We start from the raw sequence: 23,487 nt of genomic DNA on the forward strand, positions 1-23,487 counted from the left end.
CAGGCGATCTCGAAAAGGGGGAGGTCCTCAAACATGTTCGGACACTGGAACCGACGCGGCGTGCTGGCCGCCGGCGCGATGCTGGCGGTCGTTGGCCTGTCGCTTGGAAACGTCGGCCCGGCCGCGGCGGCACGCACGGACGTCAGGATCGGCGTGCGGCTTGAGCCGCCGCATCTCGACCCGACGGCGGGCGCGGCGGCGGCGATCGACGAGATCACCTATGCCAATATTTTCGAAGGCCTGACGCGGATCGATTCGACAGGCGCGGTCCAGCCATGGCTGGCCGAAAGCTGGTCTGTCTCCGAGGACGGGCTGGTCTACACCTTCAAGCTGCGCAGCGGTGTCACCTTCCATGACGGCACAAGCTTCGAGGCGAGCGACGCGAAATTCTCGCTCGACCGGGCACGTGGCGAGGGCAGCACCAATGCGCAGAAGCCGCTGTTCGCGCATATCGACAGTGTCGAGGCGGTCGATCCGGCGACGCTGAAGGTGACGTTGAAGCAGCCCGACGGCGCATTCCTCTTCAATCTCGGCTGGGGCGACGCGGCAATCGTGGCGCCGGAGAGCGCGGACACCAACAAGTCCGAGCCGGTCGGCACCGGCCCCTTCGCCTTCTCCCGCTGGGTGCGGGGCGACAGGGTCGAGATGGCGCGCTATCCCGGCTACTGGGGAACGCCGGCGCACCTCGAGACGGCAACGATCAAGTTCATCGCCGATCCGGCGGCCGAGCTGGCCGCGCTGATGGCAGAGGACATCGACGCCTTTCCGAATTTCCAGGCGACCGAGAACCTGCCGATTCTGGAGGCCGACCCGCGCTTTACCGTGGCGGTGGGCACCACCGAGGGCGAGACGATCCTGGCCATGAACAACAAGGCCGGTCCGCTCGCGGATGTGCGGGTGCGGCGGGCGATCTCGCACGCGGTCGACCGGCAGGCGATCATCGACGGGGCGATGTTCGGCAACGGCACGCCGATCGGCACGCATTTCGCTCCGCATCATCCCGCCTATGTGGATCTGACCGGCCGCTATCCGCTGGACCTGAAGAAGGCGAAGGCGCTGCTGGCGGAGGCGGGATATCCGAACGGCTTCAAGGCAACGCTGAAGCTGCCGCCGCCGACCTACGCGCGCCGGGGCGGGGAGCTCATCGCCTCCGATCTCAAGAAGATCGGCATCGAGTTGGAGATCGTTCCACTCGAATGGGCGCAGTGGCTGACGGAAGTGTTCAAGGGCAAGGACTTCGATTTCACCATCGTGTCCCACACAGAGCCTATGGACATCGGTATCTATGGCCGCAAGGACTATTATTTCCAGTATGACGGCGCCGACTTCGGGCGTGTGATGGACGAACTCGCAGCGACCACCGACACCAAGGCGCGCTACCAGCTCTTTGGCGCGGCGCAGCGGCTCATCACCGATGACGCGGTGAACGTCTATCTTTTCCAGCTTGCCAAGGCGGGCGTGTGGAACGCCAAGCTCAAGGGCATGTGGGTCAACGCGCCGATCCAGGCGAACGACCTGACCGGCGTCTATTGGGCGGACTGACGCCGCCCTGCGCGGCGCGAAAATGAAACGGCCCGGACAGTCAGCCCGGGCCGTTTGACGTTGAAACCCGTGTGCCTCAGACGGTGCCGCCAAGCTCCGTGCCGAGATCCTGCAGCTCCTTGCCGCCTGCCATCAGGTTTTGCAGTTCGTCGATGGTGATCTCGCCCTTGGCGTGGGTGCCGAGCGTCCTGCCACGGTTGAGCACGGTGAAGCGGTTGCCGACCGCATAGGCATGGCGGACGTTGTGGGTGATGAAGATCACCCCCAGACCCTTGGCCCGCACCTGGCCTATGTACTTCAGCACCATCGATGTCTGGGCAACGCCAAGCGCCGACGTCGGCTCGTCAAGGATCAGCACCTTGGCGCCGAAATAGACCGCGCGGGCGATGGCGACGCACTGGCGTTCGCCGCCCGACAGGGTTCCCACCGCCTGCTGGGGGTCGCGCACATCGATGCCGATGCGGTGCATTTCCTCGCGTGTCACCGCGTCCGCGTGGGTCATGTCCATGTGGCGGAACGGCGGGAAGCCCTTCAATGGCTCACGCCCCATGAAGAAGTTGCGGGTGATCGACATCAGCGGGATCATCGCCAGATCCTGATAGACTGTGGCGATGCCCGCATCGAGTGCGTCGCGGGGGCTCGAAAACGAAACCGGGCGCCCTTCGACGAGGAACGCGCCGTCGCTCGGGCTATGGACGCCCGACAGCGTCTTGATCAGCGTCGACTTGCCGGCGCCATTGTCGCCGAGCAGGCACAGGACCTCGCCGGCGTGGACCTTCATCGACACGCCGCCAAGAGCGATGACCGAGCCGAAGTGCTTGACGAGATCGCGCACCTCGATGAGCGGGGCGGCGGCCTCGGGGCTGGTTGCTGCCTGTGCCATGGTCACCGCTCCCCCGTTGCGCGCTTGCGGATGAAGTTGTTGAAGAGCACGGCGATGAGCAGCATCCCGCCAAGGAAGACGAGATACCAGTCCTGGTCGATCTGTGTGTAGGTGAGGCCGATGAGCACCATGCCGAAAATGATCGCGCCGAGGAAGGCGCCGATGGCGGAGCCGTAGCCACCGGTGAGCAGGCAACCGCCGATCACCGCGGCGATGATCGCCTCGAACTCCTTCTGGAACCCCCGCCGGGCATCGGTCGAGCCGGCGTCGAGAACGGTGAGGATGGCGACGAGCCCGGCGCACATCGCCGTCGTCATGAACAGGATCGTCTTCACCCTCTTGACGGGAACGCCGGAGTTGCGCGCCGAATTGGCATCGCCACCGGAGGCGAAGATCCAGTTGCCGAAGCGGGTGCGCAAAAGCACCCAGGTGGCGATCAGCGCGATTCCGGTGAACCAGAGGATTTCCACCGGAACGCCGGTGACCTTGGGTGTCCCGTTCTTGAAGGTGTCGATCCAGCCGGCCTCGGCCAGCCGGGCGAAGAGCCCTTCGAAAGCCTCGCCGGAAAACAGCTCCATGACGAAGCCGTCGCCGGCGGCGTCCTTGATGCCGCGCAACTGGGTCGCCCCGCCGGTCGCCCATTTCAGGCCGACGAGGGTGAGACCGCGCAGGATGAACAGGAAGGCCAGCGTCACGATGAAGGACGGCAGGCCGGTGCGCAGCACGATCTGGCCGTTGATCGCACCGATGCCGGCGGCGAAGACCAGCGTCGCGAAGATGGCGACGATGAGCGGCATATCCCAGGTGACGAGCACCGTGCCGAAGGCCAGGCCGGCGAAGGCGACCATGGAGCCGACTGACAGGTCGAACTCGCCGCCGACCATGAGCAGGGCGGCGCCGATGGCGAGAATGCCGAGCTGGGCGGCGGGAGCCATGAAGTTCATCACTCCGGCCAGCGAGAACATCGCCGGGCTTGCCGTCAGCATGAAGAACAGGGTGACAAGAACGAGGCCGGCCAGGGCGCCAAGTTCGGGGCGGCGCAGCAGCCGCGTGATCAGGCCCGTTTGCCGGAGCCGCTCGTCGGCGGTCTCTCGGCGCGGCGGGTCTTGCGTCAGTCCGTCGCTCATGACGACGTGCCTTTCACGATTGTGGAGCTGGGGGCGTGCCGGCGGAGCGCGCGTGGCGTTGCCGCCGGCCGCCTGTCTCGCAATGCGGCGGGCGCGCGCATGGCAGCGCGCACCCGCTTCGCAAGGCTGTCGTCAGCGGATGCCCTTGGCCGAAAGCTCGACGACCTGGGCGGCCTTGTCCTTGGTGATCAGGTTCGGGCCGGAAGGCACGTTGCCGCCGGGCATGAGGCCGTAGCGGGCGTTGTTCGCCAGGAAGACGACGGGCAGATAACCCTGCAGGTACTGCTGCTGATCGATGGCGAAGGCTGCGTCGCCGTCGGCGACGGACTGCAGGAAGTTGGCCGAAAGGTCGAAGGTGGCGACATTGACCTTGCCGACGAGGCCGCTGTCCTTGACCGCCTGCACCGCCGGCTCGCCGGCGAGACCGGCGCCGAGCGCCATGACCGTGTCGATGTCGCCGTCGGAGGCGAGCGCCGCCTTCACCTTGGACAGGATCTCGGCCGGATCATTGGTCGTGGGCAGCACGCTGACCGCCCCGCCGAAGCCTTCCGCAAAGCCTTCGCAGCGCTGATCGAGCGAGACGTTGCCGACCTCGTGATTGACGCAGACCGCCTTCTTGCCACCCATCTCCTTCAGCTTCTCGCCAGCCTTCTTGCCGGCATCATATTCCTCCTGCCCGACGTGAAGCGCCGCGCCGAGGCCGGCGGAGACATCCGAGCCGGAATTCATCGAGATGACCGGAATGCCGGCGGAGACCGCCTTGCGGATCGAATCGCCAAGCGCGTCCGCATCGGGAATGGAGACGACGAGACCGGCCGGCTCCTGATTGACGGCGGCGTCGATGAGCTGGGCCATCGCCACCATGTCGAAGGTCTCCGGCGCGCGGTAGTCGACGGAAACGCCCATGTCCTTGCCGGCCTGGGCGACGCCGTTCTTGACGACCGACCAGAACGGATCGGAGGCCTGACCGTGGCTGACGACAATGATATTGATGTCGTCCTGGGCTGCGGCCGGCGCGGTGCCGGCAGCGGCGATGAACCCGACCGCCGCGGCGGCGGTGAGCATGCTGGTGAACAAACGCTTCATGATCTTCCTCCCAATGTCCGATTGTCGCCACGCCCGGCGGGCCGGACGCGGGTCTTCCCGCCCCTGTTCCTCCAGGCGGGTGTTTCATCGCCGCGGCATTCGTCGCGGTCGACTGTCCTCCTCTGACCGGCATCCGCCCCCTCTCCCGGGGAGGCCGCGCTGTCGGTCCGGAAAATTCAGAATGACATGTTCCAAAAATTTATATATGGAATTTTTATTCCATTTACAGCAAGGCAATGTCAAGCTGAAATCGGGTGGCGCCGGTCTGTTGTCGCGTGACGCGGCCGCACGCACCCTTGAACTGGAGGCCGGGCCGCTGAACGCGGGCGCTCCCGGCATGTGTCCATCGACCGGAAGGAATGCTCGATGAGCGAGGATGCAGGACCGCCGCGCGACTATGACAGCCTGAGGGCGCTTCTCATCGAGCGCCGGCCGTCGATGCCCAAGCGGCTGGCGCAGGTCGCCGCCTTCGCGGTGGACAGGCCGGACGATGTCACCTTCGGAACGGTGGCGGTGATCGCCGAACAGGCCGACGTGCAGCCCTCGACGCTGGTGCGCTTTGCCCAGTCGCTCGGCTTCCAGGGGTTCTCGGAATTCCAGGACGTGTTCCGCGCCCGGCTGCGCGAGCGCTGGCCGGATTACGACGAGCGGCTCGAGGTGTTGCGCCGGAGGTCCGGCGACAATCACGATGCCCAGGCGCTGTTTTCCGATTTCGTCGACACGGCGGTCGCCTCTCTGCTGCGCTTGCGCAACACGCTGTCGCCGGAGGCGATGGACAAGGCGGCGCGGCTGATGGCGGGGGCGCGGGTGATCTACCTGGTCGGCCAGCGCCGGGCATTCCCGGTGAGTTCCTACATGGCCTATGCGCTGTCGAAGCTCGGCATGCCGGCGGTCCTTGTCGACAATCTTGCCTCGCTCGGTCCCGAGCAGGCCCATGCGGCCGGGCCGCAAGACCTGGTGATCGTGGTCAGCTTCACGCCCTATACGGCGCTGACGGTGGATGTGGCCAACCAGGCGGCGGCGCGGGGCGTGCCGGTGCTTGCCGTCACGGACTCGCCCTTCTCCCCGCTGATTCAGTCGGCGAAGGCGGTGATCGAGGTGGTGGAGGCGGATCTCGGCGCGTTCCGCTCGCTGTCGGGCACGCTGTGCCTGGCGATGGCGCTGTGCGTCGCGGCGGCCGAGCTGCGACGCGGCGACACCTGAAGCACGGAATTGCGAGCGCCTTCAATGTGGCCATGACAAAAAATAAGGCCCCGGCGGATCCTCGCCGGGGCCTTTTTCATGGCGCGACCGTTGCGCGTTTCAAAGGCGGACGGGCAGGCCGGTTCGAACCGCCTCGGTGGCCGCGTCGGCCAGGCGCTGGGCGCGCAACCCGTCCTCGAGATCGGGCTTCGGCGCGCCCTGGCCCGTCGCCGCCGCGATGAAGGCGGCCAGTTCCAGCCGATAGGCGGCGGCATAGCGCTCCAGGAAGAAGTTCTGCACCGGATCGGCGGTGATGCCGTCGCCGGTCGCCAACTCCACCGTGGTCTCGTGCTGGTTGCCGGCCTTGATGAGGCCGAGCGCGCCATGCACCTCGACACGCTGATCATAGCCGTAGGTGGCGCGGCGCGAGTTGGAGATCTGGCAGATGCGACCGCTCGCCGTTTTCAACAGGACGGCTGCGGTGTCGACGTCGCCGGCCTCGCCGATCGCCGGATCGACGAGGCTGGAGCCGACCGCGTGAACCTCGATCGGCTCCTCGCCGAGCAGGAAGCGAGCCATGTCGAGGTCATGGATCATCATGTCGCGAAACAGGCCGCCGGAGCGCGCGATGTAGGAAACCGGGGGCGGGGAGGGATCGCGCGAGAGGATCGTCACGAGTTCGACAGCGCCGACGCGCCCCTGGTCGATCCGCGCCTTCAGGCTGGCGAAATTCGGATCGAACCGCCGGTTGAAGCCAATGAAGACGACCGTGCCAGTGCCCTTGACCACCTCCATGACCCGCTCGATGCGGTCCGACGAGAGGTCGACCGGCTTCTCGCAGAAGACGGCCTTGCCAGCCCGCGCCGCACGCTCGATGAAATCGGCGTGCGTGTCCGTCGGAGAGGCGATCAGAACGGCGTCGGAGCTGTCGCCCTCGAGCACCTCCTTGAGCGACAGGACGGGCGCGTCGAGGCGGCTGGCCAGCGCGCCCGCGGCGTCCTCGAGTGCGTCGGAGATGCCGGCGAGACGCACGTCGCCGACCTCCGCGGCGCGCGCGGCGAGATTGGCGGCGTGGATCTGGCCGATCCGTCCCGCCCCGATGACGGCGATTGAAAGCACGGACGCCTCCCTTGCTGGAGAATGGGTCGCCTCAGGAACGTATGTTCCATATCTGGCGGAACATAGAATTCATGTTTCGTCAGTGCAAGCGGGCAGGCCCGGTTCAGGATTTCAGTGCGACGAAATAGTGGATGGCCCGCGTTTTCCCGAAGACGCGGTGCTCGACAATCTCGAACCCGGCCTTTGCGAAGGCCTGGCGGAGCGCCGGCGCCGTGAGGAAGGAGACGGGGGGCGCGAGTCCGACACCGCGCATGGCCCGCACGACGAGGCGTAGCGGCAGCGACACCTCGCCCAGGCAAGGGGTCTTGGAGATGAACCTGCCGCTGTGCTTGAGCTGGCTGCCGACAGCAGCGAGTGCCGCGTCGAGGTCTGGGACCAGATGAAGCAGGTTGAAGGCCATGACCGCATCGAAGGGGGCGCCCTCGATCCGGTCGGCGGCGTCGGCATGGCGAAAGGTGAGGTTGAGCGGCGCGGGCTTTTGCCCCGCGATGCCGATCATCCTGCGCGACAGGTCCGAGGCGGTGAGCTGCGCCACGCAGGGTGCGAGCCTGATCGCGGTGGTTCCGGTGCCGCAGCCGAGCTCGAGGGCATTGTCGGACGGCCGCAGGGTGGAGCGCACCGCGTCGAGCATCGCCTCATAGGCGGGTACGTCCTTGATCGGGCGCGCCGCGTATCTTTCTGCGACGCGGTCCCAGAAGAGGACGTTCGGGGGCGGGCTGGTCATCTCGGCTTCCCGGGCAGTGGACGTCGGGCATCAGCCTGACCAAAGCAATATATGCGTCCTTGCCGGTTCTGACAGCCAAACTTCGTGAAACGGAGACGCAAGCGCCTATGAACCGGCGCTCCTCCACCCGTCGCGAACTGCCCGCAAGCCGCAGGATCCGTGCTGCATGCGACGCGCTGGCGGCCGGATTCGTCGCGACGGCGCGGGCATGTGGCTCTGCCGGGGGAGACTAAAAAGGAACATTCGTTCCATATTGACGAGAATATGGAATTCGCGTTTCATGCGCTGGCGCGCCGGCCGGTGAATTGCCGGGCGCGCAACGCAACGGGCCTGGGAGGGGCGCATGACACGCAAGGAGGGCGGGCGTCCGCTCGGTATCGGCCTCATCGGAACCGGTTACATGGGCAAGTGTCACGCGCTTGCCTGGAATGCGGTCGCGGCGGTCTTCGGGGATGTGGCGCGGCCGCGTCTGGAGATGCTGTGCGAGGTGAACGAGGATCTGGCGCGGGAGCGGGCGGCGGCTCTCGGTTTTGCCCGCGCGGGCGCGGACTGGCGGATGCTTGTCGCCGATCCAGCGGTGGATGTCGTCTCGATCACCACGCCCAACCAGTTTCATCCGGAGATGGCGATTGCCGCACTTGAGGCTGGCAAGCACGTCTGGTGCGAAAAGCCGATGGCGCCGGCGCTTGCCGATGCGCGTGCCATGGCACGGGCCGCGCGAGAAAGCGGGCGGGTGGCGATCCTCGGCTACAATTACATCCAGAATCCGATGTTTCGCGAGATCGAAGCGATGATCGCCGGGGGCGCCATCGGCACGCCGTTCCAGCTTCGCGCCGAGATGGACGAGGATTTCATGGCCGATCCCGCGACGCCCTTCAACTGGAAGAGCGCGTCGAGTTCCGGACACGGCGCGCTCGATGACTTTGGCGTACATCCGCTGTCGCTCGCCCATCGTCTCTTCGGCAAGGCGGAGCGCGTTTTCTGCGACATGGCAAGACCCTTCGCAACGCGCCCCGACGCGGAGGGGGCCCGCGCGGTCGAGACCCATGACATGGCCAATGTGCTCCTGCGCTTTGCCGGCGGGGTGCAGGCGAGCCTGCTGCTCAACCGCTCCGCCTGGGGGCGCAAGGGGCGCATCGCCGTGCAGGTGTTCGGCTCGCAAGGGGCGATCGTCTACGATCAGGAGCGGATGAACGAGGTGGAACTCTACAGGGCGGAGGGGCCGGTGGCGCGCCAGGGCTTCTCGCGCATTCTCGCCGGCCCCGCGCATCCGCCCTACGACCGGTTCGTGCCGGCGCCCGGACACGGGCTCGGCTTCAACGATCTCAAGGTGATCGAGTGCCGGGAACTTCTGAGGCGGATCGCGGGGGAGACCTCCGTCACCATCGGTTTCGAGGAAGGGCTGGAGATCGAGCGCACCGTCGATGCCGCCGCGCGCGCCTTCGAGGCCGGCGGCTGGGTCGAGGTCTGAGGCAAGGCCGCCAGGCAGGCGCGGTCTGGCTAGGCGCGGTATGCCTGAACGCGATGTGCCTGGGCAAGTGCGCGGGCAAGCACCGCATCGACCTCCGGCCCGCCCATCTGGCTGACGTTGAAGCGCATGAAGTCCGGAAGCGACCGGGTGACGCTGAAGGCGTTGCCCGGCGCCAGCACGATGGTCTCGCGCAGCGCCGCGCGGGCGACATCTGCCGCGTCCGTCCCTTCCGGCAGCCGGCACCACAGGTAGAACCCGCCGCGCGGCAGGAGCCAGGGGGTGATGCCGAGCGCGGCAAGGCGCGTCGCGGTCTGGCGGCGCGCGCGCGCCAGCCGGGCTCGCAGCGCCGCCATGTGCTTGCGGTAGCCGCCATCGGCGAGCGCCGCGTGCAGGAGCTGTGTCGCCATCGGGCTCGGGCCGCCAAAGCTTGTCGCCACCTGCAGGTCGACGAGCGCGGCGATCCAGTCCGGCCGCGCCGCGATATAGCCACAACGCATGGACGCCGAGAGCGTCTTTGAGAAACTGCCGATGCGGATCACCCGCTCGAGGCCGTCAAGGCTTGCCAGGCGCGGCGAGGGCTCCGGCTCGAACTCGGCGAAGATGTCGTCCTCGATGATTGTCAGGTCGTGGCGCGTGGCCAGCGTCAGCACCCGGTGCGCGATCTGTGCCGAGATGGTCGCGCCGGTCGGGTTGTGCAGCGCCGAGTTGGTCAGGTAGAGGCGCGGCTTTTCCGCAACGAGCACCGCCTCGAAGCGGGCGATGTCGGGTCCTTGCGGCGTGTAGGGAACCGGCACGAGGCGCACCTGATGGGCACGCAGCAACGCCTGGAAGTTGAAATAGCAGGGATCGTCGACGAGCACCGTGTCGCCGGGACGCAGCAGCAGCCGGCAGATAAGGTCCATCGACTGGGATCCGGAGCCGGTGAGCAGGATCCTGTCCGGCGGCAGCTCCAGACCCTGCTCGCCGAGCGCGCGCGCGATCAGGCGGCGCAGCCCGGCCGGCCCCTGAACGGAGCCATAATCGGTGAGCACTTCGTCGTCGGCGCGTGACAGCGCCCGCAGTGCGCGCCGCAGCGAGGCGGTGGGCATCCAGTCCGCCGGCAGCCAGCCGCAGCCGGGCTTTGGCAGGGCGGGATCGGCGTCGAGCGATTGGCGCGAGACCCAGAAGGGATCGATGGCCCGGTCGAGACGGGGGCCGGCGGCGGCGATCTGCAGGGGCTGCGGCGTGTCGCGGACAAAGAACCCCGCGCCGCGCCGGGCCTGGATCAGTCCTTCCGCCGCGAGCCGGTCGTAGGCCTCCACCACCGTCGACGGCGAGACGTGCATCGTCGCCGCGAAGGCGCGGATCGAGGGCAGGCGCTCGCCCGGCGTCAGGCCTCGCGCCTCGATCCGGCGGCGGATTGCCGCCATCACCTCTTGCGTACGGGTGGGGGGCGTCATCTTGCTTCCCGGGTGTATGGGGAGTGAGTGCAGTACAGTTTGGATGAATTGTATTGATCTGTTGCTGTCTCCGCCAGCCCAATCGCGCCACACCGGACGGGACGGACAGGAGCGCGATCATGCAGTCACCTCTCGCCGCCTGGGGCAACGGTCTCCTCGGCGTGCTCATCTTCAGCGGCTCGTTGCCGGCGACCCGTGTCGCCGTCGCGGGGTTCTCTCCGCTCTTTCTCACCTCGGCGCGGGCGGTGCTGGCGGCGCTGCTTGCCGCGACGCTGCTTGCGGTGCTGCGCGAGAAGCGCCCGGCGCGCGGCGACATTGGTCCGCTTGTGCTGGTCGCGCTTGGCGTTGTCGTGGGTTTTCCGTTGCTGACGGCGATGGCGCTTGAGCACATCACGTCCGCCCATTCCGTGGTCTTCATTGGCCTGTTGCCGCTTGCGACCGCCCTCTTCGGCGTGCTGCGGGGAGGCGAGAGGCCGCGTCCTTTGTTCTGGCTGTTTTCGTGTGCGGGGGCGCTGGCGGTGGCGGTGTTCGCGCTGTGGCAGAATGCGCGGATCTCGCTCGCCGGCGATCTGCCGATGCTGGCGGCGATCCTCGTCTGCGGGTTCGGCTACGCGGAAGGCGCACGCCTTTCGCGCCGGCTCGGCGGCTGGCAGGTGATCTGCTGGGCCTTGGTGCTCGCTCTTCCGGTCATGGCGCCGCTGGCGCTTGTCGCGCACCCGCAGACCCTTGCCGGAATTGCCGCGCCGGCCTGGCTCGGCCTGGCCTATGTGTCGGTGTTTTCGATGCTGGTCGGCTTCTTCTTCTGGTATCGCGGCCTCGCGCTCGGCGGGATCGCCGGCGTCGGCCAGTTGCAGTTGCTTCAGCCGTTCTTCGGACTGCTGCTCTCCGGGTTCGTGCTGAACGAGCCGGTGGTGCCGTCGATGATCGGGGTCACCGTCTTCGTCGTCGCCTGCGTTGTCGGCGCCCGGCGCTTCGCCTGAGCCGAACCAAGGGATCAGGCGAAGCTTGCCCGGGTCCTCTCGACCTCCTCGGCGATGAAATCCGCGACGGCGCGCACGCGCGCGACATCGCGCACGCTCTCGTGCAGCACCAGCCAGTAGCTGCGGCGGATGATGCGTTCCGGCAGCACGGGGATGAGGTCGGGATCGCGCCGGGCGATGAAGGAATGCAGGATGCCGATGCCGGCGCCGGCGCGCACCGCCTCGACCTGGCCAAGTGCCGAGGCGATCTCGAAGCGCGGGCGGAAGTCGCGGTCGATTTCGTCGGCATAGGCGAGCGCGGCGGAGTAGACGAGATCCTCGACATAACCGACGAGGGCGTGGCCCTTGAGTTCCTGCGGGCTGCGCGGAACGCCGGCGCGCTCGAGATAGGAGCGGGTGGCGTAGAGGCCGAGCGTGTAGTCGACGAGCTTGCGCGCGACGAGCCGGCCATGGTCCGGCCGCTCGACGGTGATGGCGATATCCGCCTCGCGCCGGGACAGGGAGACGGCGCGCGAGACCGGCACGAGCTGCAATGTCAGGTCCGGATGGCGCTCGGTCAGAAGGCCGAGCCGGGGGGCGAGGAAATCGACGCCGAAGCCATCGGGCGCGCCGATGCGCACGCTGCCGGCGACAGCGACATCCGCGCCACCGATCTGGGTGCGGGCCGCGAGCATTTCCGCCTCGACCCGTTCGGCGGTGACGAGAAACCGGTCGCCGGCGGGCGTCAGCAGCGAGCCGGTGGTGCGCCGGTCGACGAGCTTGACGCCGAGATCCTCCTCCAACGCCGACAGCCGGCGGGCAACGGTGGCGTGGTTGAGCCCGAGAGCCCTGGCCGCGGCAAGCAATTGCCCCGTGCGCGCCACCGCCAGGAAGATGCGCGTGTCGTCCCAGTTCATGGCGTCGGCGTCTCCGCATTGCAGGTCATCGACTATAATTTTCGCACAACGGATGCGGCATTCATACTGTTGCTTAGTACAATTATTAAAGGCAATAACAGGGGGACCGGAGGAGCGCGGCACGGTGTCGCCTGTCCTGCGGGTGGATTCGCCAGTGCGCGCCCGGCTATGCTTCCGGCGGCTGGCAGGACCGGACCCGGGAAAGACAGCGGCGATACGCACGCCGCGCGGTTCCCGAGGGGCGGAAAAAGGGAGAGACGACCCATGCAGACAATCGGACATTTCATTGGCGGCAAGCATGTCGAGGGCACCTCGGGGCGTTTTGCCGACGTCTACAACCCGGCGACGGGCGAAGTTCAGGCCAAGGTCGCGCTGGCGAGCCAGTCGGAGCTTTCCGCGGCCATCGCCAATGCCGCCGAGGCACAGGTGGGCTGGGCCGCGACCAACCCGCAGCGCCGCGCCCGCGTGCTGATGAAGTTCGTCGACCTCCTGCACCGCGACATGGACAAGCTGGCCGAGGCGCTGTCGCGCGAGCACGGCAAGACCATCCCGGACGCCAAGGGCGACGTGATCCGCGGCCTTGAGGTCGCCGAGTTCTGCATCGGCGCGCCGCATCTGCTCAAGGGTGAGTTCACCGAAGGCGCCGGCCCGGGCATCGACATGTACTCGATGCGTCAGGCGCTTGGCGTCGTTGCCGGCATCACGCCGTTCAACTTCCCGGCGATGATCCCGATGTGGAAGTTCTGCCCGGCCATCGCCGCGGGCAACGCCTTCATCCTGAAGCCGTCCGAGCGTGATCCGTCCGTGCCGATGATGCTGGCCGAGCTGATGCTCGAGGCCGGCCTGCCTGCGGGCGTTCTCAATGTCGTCAACGGCGACAAGGAGGCCGTCGACGGCATTCTCGACGATCCGACGATCCAGGCCGTCGGTTTCGTCGGTTCGACCGCGATTGCCGAGTACGTCTATTCGCGCGGTTGCGCCAACGGCAAGCGCGTGCAGTGCTTCGGCGGCGCCAAGAACCACATGATCATCATGCCGGATGCGGACATGGATCAGGCCGCCGACGCGCTGATCGGCGCTGGCTTCGGCGCGGCCGGCGAACGCTGCATGGCGATCTCGGTTGCCGTGCCGGTTGGCGAGGAAGCCGCCAACGCGCTGATGGAGCGTCTTGTCCCGCGCGTCGAGGCGCTGAAGATCGGCCCCTACACGGCCGGCAATGACGTCGACTTCGGCCCCGTCGTCACCGCCCAGGCGCTGGCCCGGATCAAGAGCCTCGTCGATCAGGGCGTGAAGGAAGGCGCGACGCTTGCCGTCGACGGCCGCGACTTCACCCTGCAGGGCTACGAGAACGGCTACTTCATGGGCGGTTGCCTGTTCGACAATGTCACCAAGGACATGTCGATCTACAAGGACGAGATCTTCGGTCCGGTGCTGTCGGTGGTGCGCGCCAAGACCTACGAGGAGGCGCTCGACCTGCCGATGAGCCACGAGTACGGCAACGGCACGGCGATCTTCACCCGTGACGGCGATACGGCGCGCGATTTCGCCAGCCGCATCAACATCGGCATGGTCGGTATCAACGTGCCGATCCCGGTGCCGCTGGCCTATCACACGTTTGGTGGCTGGAAGCGTTCCGGCTTCGGCGATCTCAACCAGCATGGCCCGGACGCCTTCCGCTTCTACACGCGGACGAAGACGGTGACCTCGCGCTGGCCGTCGGGCCTGAAGGACGGCGCCGAGTTCTCCATCCCGACGATGAAGTGAGCCCCGGTCCGGCCCTGTGGGGCCGGATCGATCGTGCCGGTGGCACGATCGAAGGGGCGAACGCGGTCGAGGGTAAGCGGGCGTAAGTCCGCGTCGAGACCGCAACCCCGAAGGGGCGAACGCGGTCGAGGGTAAGCGGGCGTAAGTCCGCGTCGAGACCGCAACCCCGAAGGGGCGAACGCGGTCGAGGGCAAGCGGGCGTAAGTCCGCGTCGAGACTGCAACCCCGAAGGGGCGAACGCGGTCGAGGGTAAGCGGGCGTAAGTCCGCGTCGAGACCGCCCCTCCCGGTCCGGCCCTGCGGGGCCGGATCGATCGTGCCGCATCTGAATGAACAGGGACCCGCTCCGGCTTGCCGGGGCGGGTCTTTTTGCATGTGCGTTTCCGGTTCAGACGGCGACGGACGCATCCGTCGTGAAGTGGCTCATGTGGATCATCCCGCTGATCGCCGCGCGAAAGTCGGCGAAGCGGGCGTCCTTGACGAAGGCCTCGGCGGCGGCCTGCGCATGGGCCAGGCTCTGCCATTCGGCCAGATCGGCGAAGGTGGCGTCGTCCTCGCAGCCGCGTACCGCCGTCCAGGAGATGAAGCCCGGCATGGTCTTGATGTGGCCCATGGCCTCCCGACGGATGCGGGTCGCGTCATCGGCGTCGCGGACGGTGTAGACGACGAGTTCGAGGCATCTTTCGCTCATGTCAGCTCCTTGAAGGGATGGTCCGGCCCCGGGGTGGGGCGGTCGCTTCCTTCTAGGGGCAGGCTGCTGACAGCATGGCGTCAGCAGCCGCGATGCGCGCCCGACTAACCGGCAGGGCAAAGGGAGGGGCGGGCGAAGACGTGCGAGCGCCGCAGCAGCAGGTAGCCGGAGAGATTGAGCGCGAGCACGACAGCCCCGAAGATTTCCGCCGTCGCAACGAAGCCGAGATTGCGAACGAGGAAGCCGGCGGCGATTGCCGGGAGGCTGAAGGCCAGATAGCACTCGACATAGAAGGCGGCCAGAAGTTCGGCGCGCTCCTCGGGGGCGGCGAGCGGCAGCAGGGCGCGGGTGCTGCTTGAGAAGCTTGCCCCCATGCCGAAGCCGGCGAGCAGCGTTCCGGCGACCAGCGCGGCGATCTCGCCGAGGACGACACCTGCGACCAGGGTGATGACGCCCAGCGATATGCCGGCGGCGCCGATGTCGGCGAGGCGGGCAACGCAGCGGCCGCGCTGGGTGAAGACGGCGCTGGCGGCGGAGAGCATCAGCATCGAGGCCATGAGCCCGCCGAGGAAAGGTGTCTCGATGCCGGTGGTCTGGGCGACGACGCTCGGGATCATCGACATGAAGAACCCGCCGAGGGTCCACAGCGAGGCGTTGAAGGGGGTGATGTGCAGCAGGGTGCGTCGTGCCGCCGGTGGAACGCTGATGCGCGGATCGAGCGCGGCGAGTGCGCCGGGGCGGCGGGTGACCGTTTCCCGCGTGCGCCACACCAGCACCGCCTGCAGGGCGTTGAGCGACAGGATCAGCGCGTAGACGAGAAGTGTCGGGGCGGGAGCGAAGGAGACGAGCGCGCCGGAGACAAGCGCGCCGAGCCCCATGCCGATCATCGGCGCGAGACTGTTGATGGTCGGGCCGTTGGTCTCGTCCACATCGACGATTGCGGCGCCGAGCGAGCTGGCCGCAAGCCCGGTCCCCACGCCTTGCAGGATGCGCGCCGCCAGAAGCCAGTAGGGGCCGTCGGCGATCAGGAACGTTGACATGGCGCAGATCTGGACAGCCAGCGCGGCAAGGACAAGCGGACGCCGGCCAAGATGGTCGGACAGCGATCCGGCAATGAGCAGGGCGGCAAGAAGCGAGAAAGCGTAGACGGCGAAGATCAGGCTGATCAGCACCGGGCTGACCTGCCAGAGCTCTTGATAGATGCGGTAGATCGGCGTTGGCGCGCCGGCGGCGGCGTAGATCGTGGCAAGCGTCAGCGTGAAGGCCAGAAGCGTCTGCCTGCTCTGGCCGCTCCTGGCAGCGGGCGGCACGGGACGGTCCATGGCGGAGGGGGGCATCGGGCTGGACATGTGGGGTGTTGCACCTTAAAGCAAAGTTGTTGCGTTAGGTGTAGGCGAGGATGCCTTTAAACGCAAATTATTAGCGTTAGTGGGGCGACTTGTCGGGCCCGGCTTCGGACACGAGGTGTCCGTGGCGCATTTCGGCTGGATGCAAACGAGGTTGGCGGTGAGCGAAGACCAGGCGAGGAAGGCGGGAGCGGTCGTCTCGGGTGTGCGTCCGGGTGGTCGCAGCGCGCGCGTGCAGGCTGCTGTCCACGCCGCGACGGAGGCACTGCTGGCGACGATGCCGCGCGCGGCCGTCACTGTGCCCGCCATTGCCGCGAAGGCCGGTGTGACGCCCTCGACGATCTATCGCCGCTGGGGCGACCTGCAGGAGCTGTTCGCCGATGTCGCCGTACAGCGGATCCGCCCGGACACCGGGCCTGTCGACACGGGATCGGCCGTCTCGGACCTGACGGTCTGGATCGAGCAATACAGCGACGAGATGGCCTCCGATCTGGGCCGCGACCTGATCCGCGACGTGCTGGCTAGCCGGGCGGAGGGCAGGGCGGCGCAGTGCTGCGGCATGGTGCGCGAGCAGATCGCGATCATCGCCGCGCGCGCCAGCGACCGGGGCGAGGCGTTTCCCGATCCGGAAGCGGTGATCGACCATCTGGTGGCCCCGGTCGTCTATCGCATCCTGTTCGACACACCGCCGGAGGCATCCTTCTGTCGGGGGCTGGTCGGACGCCTCCTCGCGCGCGACCGGTGACGGTCGCGTTCCGGGTTCGTCAGAAAAGGCACTCGCTTTCGATCAGCATCTTGAAGCCGGGCTTGTTGGGCACTTCCAGCGCTTCGAAGGTCTTGTCCCTCAAGGTGACCCTGCTGGTGCCGAAGCGCTTTGAGCCTTCGAATTCGCTCATGGCGATCCGGTCGAATTTCCGGCCGATGTCCGCCTTGCTCCAGCCATAGGTTTGGCTCGGCTGAGTGAAGCGCGTGTGCAACTTGTCTCCCGTTTTTGTGTCCGTTGCGATGACGTTGAACTCGGTCGGACCGTCGCTGCACGGGTTCGCCAGGAGGAAGCGGGCCATGTCGTCGGGCTTGTGTCGCTCGGTCGGTGAGATCGTGATCCAGCCTCCCGGCAGCTTGCCGTCCTTGGCGCCGCGGATGATCGCGTCGTCGCTCTTGGAAAACGACACGGCGAAGATGCTGGGCTTGCCGTCGCGCGCGCCGATCCTGAAGAAGCCGCCGAGATAGTCCTTGCCGTTGGTATAGCGGACCTCGAACGCGCCGGAGCGGATGTCGATGACGTCCTCGCAGTCCGGGTCGACAGTGAGGGGAAGCCCCTTGGTGTCGTCGGCGCGGCTGGCGTTGTGGTGCAGCCAGTACCGGCAGGTCACGCCGCCAGAGTAGTACTTGCTGGGCTCGAAGGCCGCGTAGCTGCGCAAATCGAGGGTTCCCGGCGCGCTCTGCGACGTGATGCGCCAGTGTCCGGCGAAGCCAATCCCCCCCGGCGCGGTTTCCGCGAGCTCGGCGACGCCGATCGAGGACGGCGAGCCGTCGACGACCTCGTCCTTCCAGAAATGAAGCGCCTTCACATCGAGCTGCCAGATGTTCCAGAAGCCCGACACTTCCTTCCAGTCCTTGCCGCTGCGCGCGCGGAAGGGGCGGATCGTTTCGAAATAGGCGTGCGCTCCCTCCTCGCGTTGGTTGGAGGAGGCCTTCGGATCAAGGCACATGCGCGAGAAGATGGCATAGCGCTTGGAAATCAGAACCGCCGGGCAGGAACTGGGCGCGCCGTCCTTCTCTATCCGCAAAATACCATGCCCGAGGAGATTTCCCTGCGAGGCCCAGCCGAGGGTCCTGTCGCCGAGGTCGCGCGCCAGCATGCGCGCGCGCGACAGCGGCCCGGAGTAGGAGGCCGGCTGCGCGGCCGGCCTAGCGGCAGGCTTGCTGGTGGCGGGGGCGGCAGTCTTCGTCTGGGGCGCGGCTTCAGGCGGGGAGCTTGGAGCGGGGGCGAACACCACGTAGCCGAGCCCGAGCGCGGCCACTACGGCGATTGCGGCGATGAGCGGCTTTCGCGCGGATCCACTCGCGCTCGCGGCGGGCGCGCCTGGCGAGGTCGTCCCCTGCGACGCGGCGGTGTCGCGTGGTGCTGCCTTTGCCGCCGTGGGAACAGGGTCGGGATCGGAGATTTCCCAGTCGCCCAGCGTCATCTCGCCGGCCGGGGCGCTCGCTTCGCCCGGATTGGCGGCGGGCGTCGCCGTAGCCTGTTCCGGCGCCGCAGGCGCTTCGTCGTGCTGCGCGACCGTCACGAGCACGCGCGGGCGCGCCAGCATGTCGCCGGTACCCGCGCCGATCGTCTCGACGACGCCGTCGAGCGGCGTGCGCATGACAAGGGTCTTTTCGGTCGCCGTGCGGAAGGTCAGCAGGGCGTCACCGGCGGTGACCGATGCGCCCACGGCGACATGAACCGTTTCGACCGTGATTGGAAAAAGCGCGTCGTCGCGCGGGCTGAAGAGTTGTTTGATCTTCCCCGATGCCATCTTGCCCCACCCCATCCGAAGCCCGAACCCGGGGCAGTCTAGAAACGTTTTTAGCGGTTCGCCAGCCGGGCGTGGCGCGGAAAGCACATTGGTATTTCCCTTTACGCAAGGTGGAGCGGCGGATACGCTCCCGCTGGCTTTTTGCCAATTGCGTGGAGTGAACGGAATGTCGAGGCGTGAAGTTGTTTTTCTGTCCGGTGTGCGCACCGCCATCGGCAGCTTCGGAGGTTCGCTCAAGTCCGTTCCCCCCTCGACGCTGGGTGCGAAAGTTGCCGCGGAAGCCGTGCGCAGGGCGCAGATCGAGGTTGGCGATGTTGGCCAGGTGGTCTTCGGCCATGTCATCAACACGGAGCCGAGAGACATGTATCTCGCCCGTGTCGCGGCGGTGGAGGCGGGCATCCCCGCCGAGGCCCCGGCGCTGACGGTCAACCGGCTGTGCGGCTCGGGCGCGCAGGCGATCGTTTCGGCAGCGCAGGCGATCCTGCTAGAGGATGCGGATTTCGCGCTGGCGGGCGGGGCGGAGTCCATGAGCCGCGCGCCCTATGCGGTTCCTGGCGCGCGCTTCGGCGTCAAGATGGGCGACGCGCCGTTCCATGACATGATGCTCGGCGCACTGAACGATCCCTTCGGCGGAGGCCACATGGGCATCACCGCCGAGAATGTCGCGGAGCGCTACGGCATCAGCCGGGAGGCGCAGGACGCGCTTGCGGTCGACAGCCAGCACAGGGCGGACCTGGCCATTCGCGACGGGCGTTTCGTCGATCAGATCCTGCCGATTGATGTGCAGGCCGGCCGAACGATGACACGCTTCGATACCGACGAGCATCCCCGACCCGACACAGGACACGCGACCTTGAGCGGCCTCAGGCCGGCCTTTCGCAAGGACGGGTCGGTCACGGCCGGCAATTCCTCCGGCATCAACGATGGCGCGGCCGCGGTGGTTCTGGCCGAGCGAAGCGAGGCGGAAGCGCGCGGGCTTAAGCCGATGGCACGCCTGGTCGGCTATGCCCACGCCGGCGTCGAGCCGGATGTGATGGGCATCGGCCCGATCCCGGCGGTGCAGAAACTGTTCCAGCGCACTGGCCTGACGGCGGCGGATTTCGACGTGATCGAGTCGAATGAAGCCTTCGCCGCCCAGGCTTGCGCGGTCATGCGGGAGCTTGGCCTGCCCTCCAACCGGGTGAACCCCAACGGCGGCGCCATCGCACTGGGCCATCCGGTGGGCGCGACGGGCTGCATTCTCACGGTCAAGGCGCTCTACGAGCTGGAACGCACCGGCGGACGCTACGGACTTGTCACCATGTGCATCGGCGGCGGCCAGGGCATCGCCCTGGCGGTGGAGAACCTGAGCGCCAACTGAGGCTTTTGCCCGTCGACGTCTTCCTGCGTTGTTTCGCGCGTCAGCGCCGGCGCTCGTGCATGGGCGCGGGTTCTCGCCTATGGTCCAGCTGGAATCGCCGCACCGCGCGGGTGCGTCGAGCCGGTTGCCGGTCAGAGGATGCGACAGACGATGAAGCCCGCCACGACACCCGTCCTTGCAACGCTTGCCTTTCTGGTGTCGCTCGCCCCGGCCCTGGCGGAGGGGCCGCCGGCCTTCACCCAGGACCCGGGGCACGACCATCCGCTCGCCGGCCGGATCTGGTCGACACGCGAAGGCGCCTTCGTTGCGCCGCGGGTGGTGGACGAGGCGGTTGCCGATGCGCGGTTCGTGCTGCTTGGCGAAACGCATGACAATCCCGATCACCACAGGCTCCAGGCCTATTTGCTCGATCAGGCATCCAGTTCCCGCAAGCCGGCGGTCGTCTTCGAGATGCTGCCGCGCGATCTCGCCCCCAAGGTGGCGGATTATCTCGCCGGCGGCGGTACCGCGGAGGGCTTTGGCGCGGCGGTCGGCTGGGCCGATCTCGGCTGGCCCGACTACGGGATCTACCGCCCGGTTCTGGAGGTCGCCATCGGCAAGGGGCTTGCCATTGTCGCCGCCGATACGCCGAAGCCGGAGCGTCGCGCAGTGGCGGGTGAGGGGATCGCGGCGCTTGGCGCGGAGCGGGCCGGGCGGCTTGCGCTCGACCGGCCGCTTGGTGAGGCAGCCGAAGCCGAGATGCTCGACACGCTGTTCGAGAGCCACTGTGCGTTGATGCCGCGCGAGAGCCTGAGGCCGTTGCTCCTGGTGCAGAGGCTTCGCGACGCGACGCTCGCCGAGGCGATGATCGCCGCCGACGAGAGGGGCGATGCCGGCGCGGTGCTGATTGCCGGGGCTGGGCACACGCGCCGCGATCTCGGCGTGCCCTGGTATCTTTCCGCGCGCCTGGCCGAGGCCTCCTCGGTCTCGCTCGCCTTCGTCGAGGTGCGCGAGGGCGAGGACGACCCGGCCGCCTATGCCGGCGGAAGCAGGGAGACGGCCGCGCCTTACGATTTCGTCTGGTTCACGCCCGGCGTGGCGCGCGGCGATCCGTGCGAAGGGCTCAAGGAGCGTTTCGGCAAGAAGGGCAAATAAGGGCCTCTTGCGGGTGCGACGCCATATCCGCTCGTTCCCGCAAGAGGGGCAAGGTCGGCGGAAACAAGGGGCAAGGACCGCTTTTCAGGCCGTGACCTTGCGGTTGCCCGACCGCGGAGCAAACCGCGATCCATCGGCGCGAGGGCGGTCGTCTCAGGACAGCGGACCGCGATAGATGTCCGGCTCTTCCTGGTCCCGCCCGGCCCCCGTCTCCGCTTCCGCCTCCGCGTCCGCCGGCTTCTCCTGTGAAGCCGGGTTGTCGGGAGCTTCCCGCGTGCGGGCTTCGCTTTCCGGCCGCGCCGCCGGAGCGGGCGTGGGACCGGCGATCCGCGCGGTGTCGCCATGGTCGTCCGGAACCGGCTTGTCGTAGCTTGCCTTGCGCCGCGCCATGACCTTGGCGCGGCCACGCCGGCGCTTGACCCTGCGCGCGATGCTGCGTGCCGCACCGGCGATGTCCTGACGGGAGAAGAAGAAAGGCAGCACCGGCTCGTCGGGCTCGACATGCTCGACCGCCAGTCCGACGGCGGTGATGCCGTGGTCATCGTCGATATCGCGCACGACGAGGTCGATGTCTCCATAGGCGACCCGGTCGGCCGGCTCGATGTCGTCGCCGAGCTCGCGTGCGAGCACCTCGCGCACCGAACGTTCGGCGTCCGCTTTCTCGACGCGGAAGCCGTAGATGGCGCCGAGATCGGCAAGGCGGGCGTCCGGGTCTAGGGCGAAGTCACCGAAAAGCGCGGGATCGTGCCCCTCGGCGGCGGCGCCGGCGAAGAGAGAGTCGAGGACGGGCACCTGGCGGCCGGTGGCGAGGATGTACATCCGGTCGCCAGGCTGCGGCTTGCCGGCCTTCTGCAGGCGCAGTGGCCGGCCGTCACGCAGAATCAGCACCGGTCGTGCCCATCGCGGAATGCGCTCGCCGCGCGCCACCGCGCTGGCCTGATTGACAGTGTAGCCGACAAGCTCGTGATCCTGTCCGCCGGGCAGCTCCAGCTCGATGCGCTCAACCGGGCCAATGCGCGGCGGCACCGTCAGCTTCAGCCGCTTGGCGATCGGGCGGATCGTCCAGCCCTGCAGGATCAGCGATGTCAGGACAATCAGGAACGTGACGTTGAAGATTTCCTGGGCATTGGGAAGGCCGCCGACCAGCGGCAGGATGGCCAGCAGGATGGAGACCGCGCCGCGCAGGCCGACCCAGGAAACGAAGGCAATCTCGCTGCGGGTGAAGCCGAAGGGCATCAGGCAGAGCCAGACGGCGACCGGGCGGGCGACGAAGATCAGGATCAGGGCGAGGCTGAGCCCGGGCAGGGCGACCTCGCCGAACTGGGATGGGGTGGCAAGCAACCCCAGTGTCACGAACATGCCGATCTGGCCGAGCCAGGTCATGCCTCCCTGGAAGTTCTTCAGCGCCGGCTGCTGGCGGATGCGCACATTGCCGCACAGAATGCCGGCGACATAGGCGGCGAGAAAGCCGCTGCCGCCGGCAAGGGAGGTTGCGCCGAACAGCGCCAGCGCCAGCGCCAGAACGACGATCGGATAGAGCGCCGGCTCGAGCCCGATCCGGTTGACGATCTGGACGATGGCATAGCCGCCGGCAAGACCGGCGACGAGGCCAAGTCCCATCTGGAGCACCAGCTCCTTGGCCAGATCGGCGCCGAGACCCGCATCTACGTCGACCGTCCCGGCGGTGATCAGTCCGACGAGCGTCATGGTGAGGAAGATCGCCATGGGATCGTTCGATCCCGATTCCACTTCCAGCGTCGCCGAGATCATCTCGCGCAGATGCACGCCGCCGACCCGAAGCAGGAAGAACACGGCGGCCGCATCGGTCGAGCCGACGATGGCCCCGAGCAGCAGGCCGTCGGTCCAGGGCCAGCCGAAGAGATAGTGCGCGGCGGCGCCGACCAGCCCGGCGGTCAGCCCGACGCCGACGGTCGCCAGCACCAGCGCCGGGGCGGCGGCGAGCTTCAGCGTTCCCATCCGGGTGCGGAAGCCCGAATCGAACAGGATGATGGCAAGCGCGATGGAGCCGATGAAATAGGCCGCGCGCGCGTCGGAAAAGGCGATGCCCCCGGGCCCGTCCTCGCCGGCGGCAATGCCGACCAGCAGGAAGACCAGCAGCAGCGGGGCGCCGATGCGGAAGCTGACCAGCGACGTGAACACCGACACGGCCACGAGACCGGCGGAGATCAGGATCACCAGGTTCAGCGTTTCGAGCATGGGCAGCG

The 23,487-nt window shown here is 67.6% G+C and carries 19 protein-coding genes; 8 read left to right on the forward strand and 11 right to left on the reverse strand.

Features of this window, described 5'->3' with window-relative positions; genetic code table 11:
- Nucleotides 1–33: 33 nt before the first annotated feature.
- Nucleotides 34–1,542: an ABC transporter substrate-binding protein gene (locus ACSLUQ_RS02460; protein WP_461807611.1), complete on the forward strand. Its 1,509-nt coding sequence runs from the start codon at nt 34–36 to the stop codon at nt 1,540–1,542.
- A 76-nt stretch (nt 1,543–1,618) separates the two neighbouring features.
- On the opposite strand, the gene ACSLUQ_RS02465 is transcribed toward ACSLUQ_RS02460, so the two are convergent.
- From ACSLUQ_RS02465 to ACSLUQ_RS02475, 3 genes are all read right to left on the reverse strand, one after another.
- Nucleotides 1,619–2,425, reverse strand: a complete 807-nt coding sequence (locus ACSLUQ_RS02465) for an ATP-binding cassette domain-containing protein (protein ID WP_461807612.1) — start codon at nt 2,423–2,425, stop codon at nt 1,619–1,621.
- Nucleotides 2,426–2,427: 2 nt separating this feature from the next.
- Complete coding sequence (locus ACSLUQ_RS02470; RefSeq protein WP_417770913.1) at nt 2,428–3,552, reverse strand: ABC transporter permease; 1,125 nt, start codon at nt 3,550–3,552, stop codon at nt 2,428–2,430.
- Nucleotides 3,553–3,684: 132 nt separating this feature from the next.
- The gene (locus ACSLUQ_RS02475) at nt 3,685–4,638 is read right to left on the reverse strand and encodes a sugar ABC transporter substrate-binding protein (RefSeq protein ID WP_461807613.1); all 954 of its coding nucleotides are present in this window, start codon (nt 4,636–4,638) and stop codon (nt 3,685–3,687) included.
- Nucleotides 4,639–5,004: 366 nt separating this feature from the next.
- Between ACSLUQ_RS02475 and ACSLUQ_RS02480 the strand changes: the two genes are divergently transcribed.
- Nucleotides 5,005–5,841 carry a MurR/RpiR family transcriptional regulator gene (locus ACSLUQ_RS02480; RefSeq protein WP_417770911.1) on the forward strand — a complete coding sequence of 279 codons (837 nt, stop codon included), beginning with the start codon at nt 5,005–5,007 and terminating at the stop codon, nt 5,839–5,841.
- A gap of 99 nt (nt 5,842–5,940) precedes the next feature.
- On the opposite strand, the gene iolG is transcribed toward ACSLUQ_RS02480, so the two are convergent.
- Nucleotides 5,941–6,939 carry an inositol 2-dehydrogenase gene (gene iolG / locus ACSLUQ_RS02485; protein ID WP_461807614.1) on the reverse strand — a complete coding sequence of 333 codons (999 nt, stop codon included), beginning with the start codon at nt 6,937–6,939 and terminating at the stop codon, nt 5,941–5,943.
- 103 nt (nt 6,940–7,042) lie between these two features.
- The gene (locus ACSLUQ_RS02490; RefSeq protein ID WP_461807615.1) at nt 7,043–7,663 is read right to left on the reverse strand and encodes a class I SAM-dependent methyltransferase; all 621 of its coding nucleotides are present in this window, start codon (nt 7,661–7,663) and stop codon (nt 7,043–7,045) included.
- A 343-nt stretch (nt 7,664–8,006) separates the two neighbouring features.
- Between ACSLUQ_RS02490 and ACSLUQ_RS02495 the strand changes: the two genes are divergently transcribed.
- Nucleotides 8,007–9,134, forward strand: coding sequence for a Gfo/Idh/MocA family protein (locus ACSLUQ_RS02495; protein WP_461807616.1), 1,128 nt, complete (start codon nt 8,007–8,009; stop codon nt 9,132–9,134).
- A gap of 29 nt (nt 9,135–9,163) precedes the next feature.
- Here ACSLUQ_RS02495 and ACSLUQ_RS02500 read toward each other — a convergent pair whose 3' ends face one another.
- A complete protein-coding gene (locus ACSLUQ_RS02500) occupies nt 9,164–10,573 on the reverse strand; it encodes an aminotransferase-like domain-containing protein (RefSeq protein ID WP_461807617.1) in 1,410 nt (469 codons plus the stop codon).
- 119 nt (nt 10,574–10,692) lie between these two features.
- Here ACSLUQ_RS02500 and ACSLUQ_RS02505 point away from each other — a divergent pair, with 119 nt between their 5' ends.
- On the forward strand, nt 10,693–11,553 hold the full coding sequence (locus tag ACSLUQ_RS02505) for a DMT family transporter (RefSeq protein WP_461807618.1): 861 nt from the start codon (nt 10,693–10,695) through the stop codon (nt 11,551–11,553).
- Between the two features lie 14 nt (nt 11,554–11,567).
- Here the strand turns inward: ACSLUQ_RS02505 and ACSLUQ_RS02510 are convergent, their stop codons facing one another.
- The gene (locus ACSLUQ_RS02510) at nt 11,568–12,449 is read right to left on the reverse strand and encodes a LysR family transcriptional regulator (protein ID WP_417770905.1); all 882 of its coding nucleotides are present in this window, start codon (nt 12,447–12,449) and stop codon (nt 11,568–11,570) included.
- Nucleotides 12,450–12,713: 264 nt separating this feature from the next.
- Here ACSLUQ_RS02510 and ACSLUQ_RS02515 point away from each other — a divergent pair, with 264 nt between their 5' ends.
- Nucleotides 12,714–14,213, forward strand: coding sequence for a CoA-acylating methylmalonate-semialdehyde dehydrogenase (locus ACSLUQ_RS02515; protein ID WP_417770904.1), 1,500 nt, complete (start codon nt 12,714–12,716; stop codon nt 14,211–14,213).
- 387 nt (nt 14,214–14,600) lie between these two features.
- On the opposite strand, the gene ACSLUQ_RS02520 is transcribed toward ACSLUQ_RS02515, so the two are convergent.
- Nucleotides 14,601–14,903: a hypothetical protein gene (locus ACSLUQ_RS02520; protein WP_461807619.1), complete on the reverse strand. Its 303-nt coding sequence runs from the start codon at nt 14,901–14,903 to the stop codon at nt 14,601–14,603.
- A gap of 104 nt (nt 14,904–15,007) precedes the next feature.
- Complete coding sequence (locus ACSLUQ_RS02525) at nt 15,008–16,252, reverse strand: MFS transporter (RefSeq protein ID WP_461807620.1); 1,245 nt, start codon at nt 16,250–16,252, stop codon at nt 15,008–15,010.
- 157 nt (nt 16,253–16,409) lie between these two features.
- Between ACSLUQ_RS02525 and ACSLUQ_RS02530 the strand changes: the two genes are divergently transcribed.
- The gene (locus ACSLUQ_RS02530; RefSeq protein WP_461807621.1) at nt 16,410–16,994 is read left to right on the forward strand and encodes a TetR/AcrR family transcriptional regulator; all 585 of its coding nucleotides are present in this window, start codon (nt 16,410–16,412) and stop codon (nt 16,992–16,994) included.
- A gap of 19 nt (nt 16,995–17,013) precedes the next feature.
- Here ACSLUQ_RS02530 and ACSLUQ_RS02535 read toward each other — a convergent pair whose 3' ends face one another.
- Nucleotides 17,014–18,981 (reverse strand): hypothetical protein, encoded by a 1,968-nt coding sequence (locus ACSLUQ_RS02535; protein WP_461807622.1) that lies wholly within the window; start codon nt 18,979–18,981, stop codon nt 17,014–17,016.
- Here ACSLUQ_RS02535 and ACSLUQ_RS02540 point away from each other — a divergent pair.
- Complete coding sequence (locus ACSLUQ_RS02540) at nt 18,935–20,128, forward strand: acetyl-CoA C-acyltransferase family protein (protein ID WP_461807623.1); 1,194 nt, start codon at nt 18,935–18,937, stop codon at nt 20,126–20,128. The two genes, ACSLUQ_RS02535 and ACSLUQ_RS02540, sit on opposite strands and share 47 nt — an antisense overlap.
- Nucleotides 20,129–20,278: 150 nt before the next feature.
- Nucleotides 20,279–21,262: a ChaN family lipoprotein gene (locus ACSLUQ_RS02545; protein ID WP_461807624.1), complete on the forward strand. Its 984-nt coding sequence runs from the start codon at nt 20,279–20,281 to the stop codon at nt 21,260–21,262.
- Between the two features lie 153 nt (nt 21,263–21,415).
- On the opposite strand, the gene ACSLUQ_RS02550 is transcribed toward ACSLUQ_RS02545, so the two are convergent.
- Nucleotides 21,416–23,479: a potassium/proton antiporter gene (locus ACSLUQ_RS02550; protein WP_461807625.1), complete on the reverse strand. Its 2,064-nt coding sequence runs from the start codon at nt 23,477–23,479 to the stop codon at nt 21,416–21,418.
- Nucleotides 23,480–23,487: the final 8 nt, after the last annotated feature.

The organism is Stappia sp. ICDLI1TA098, assembly GCF_054880955.1.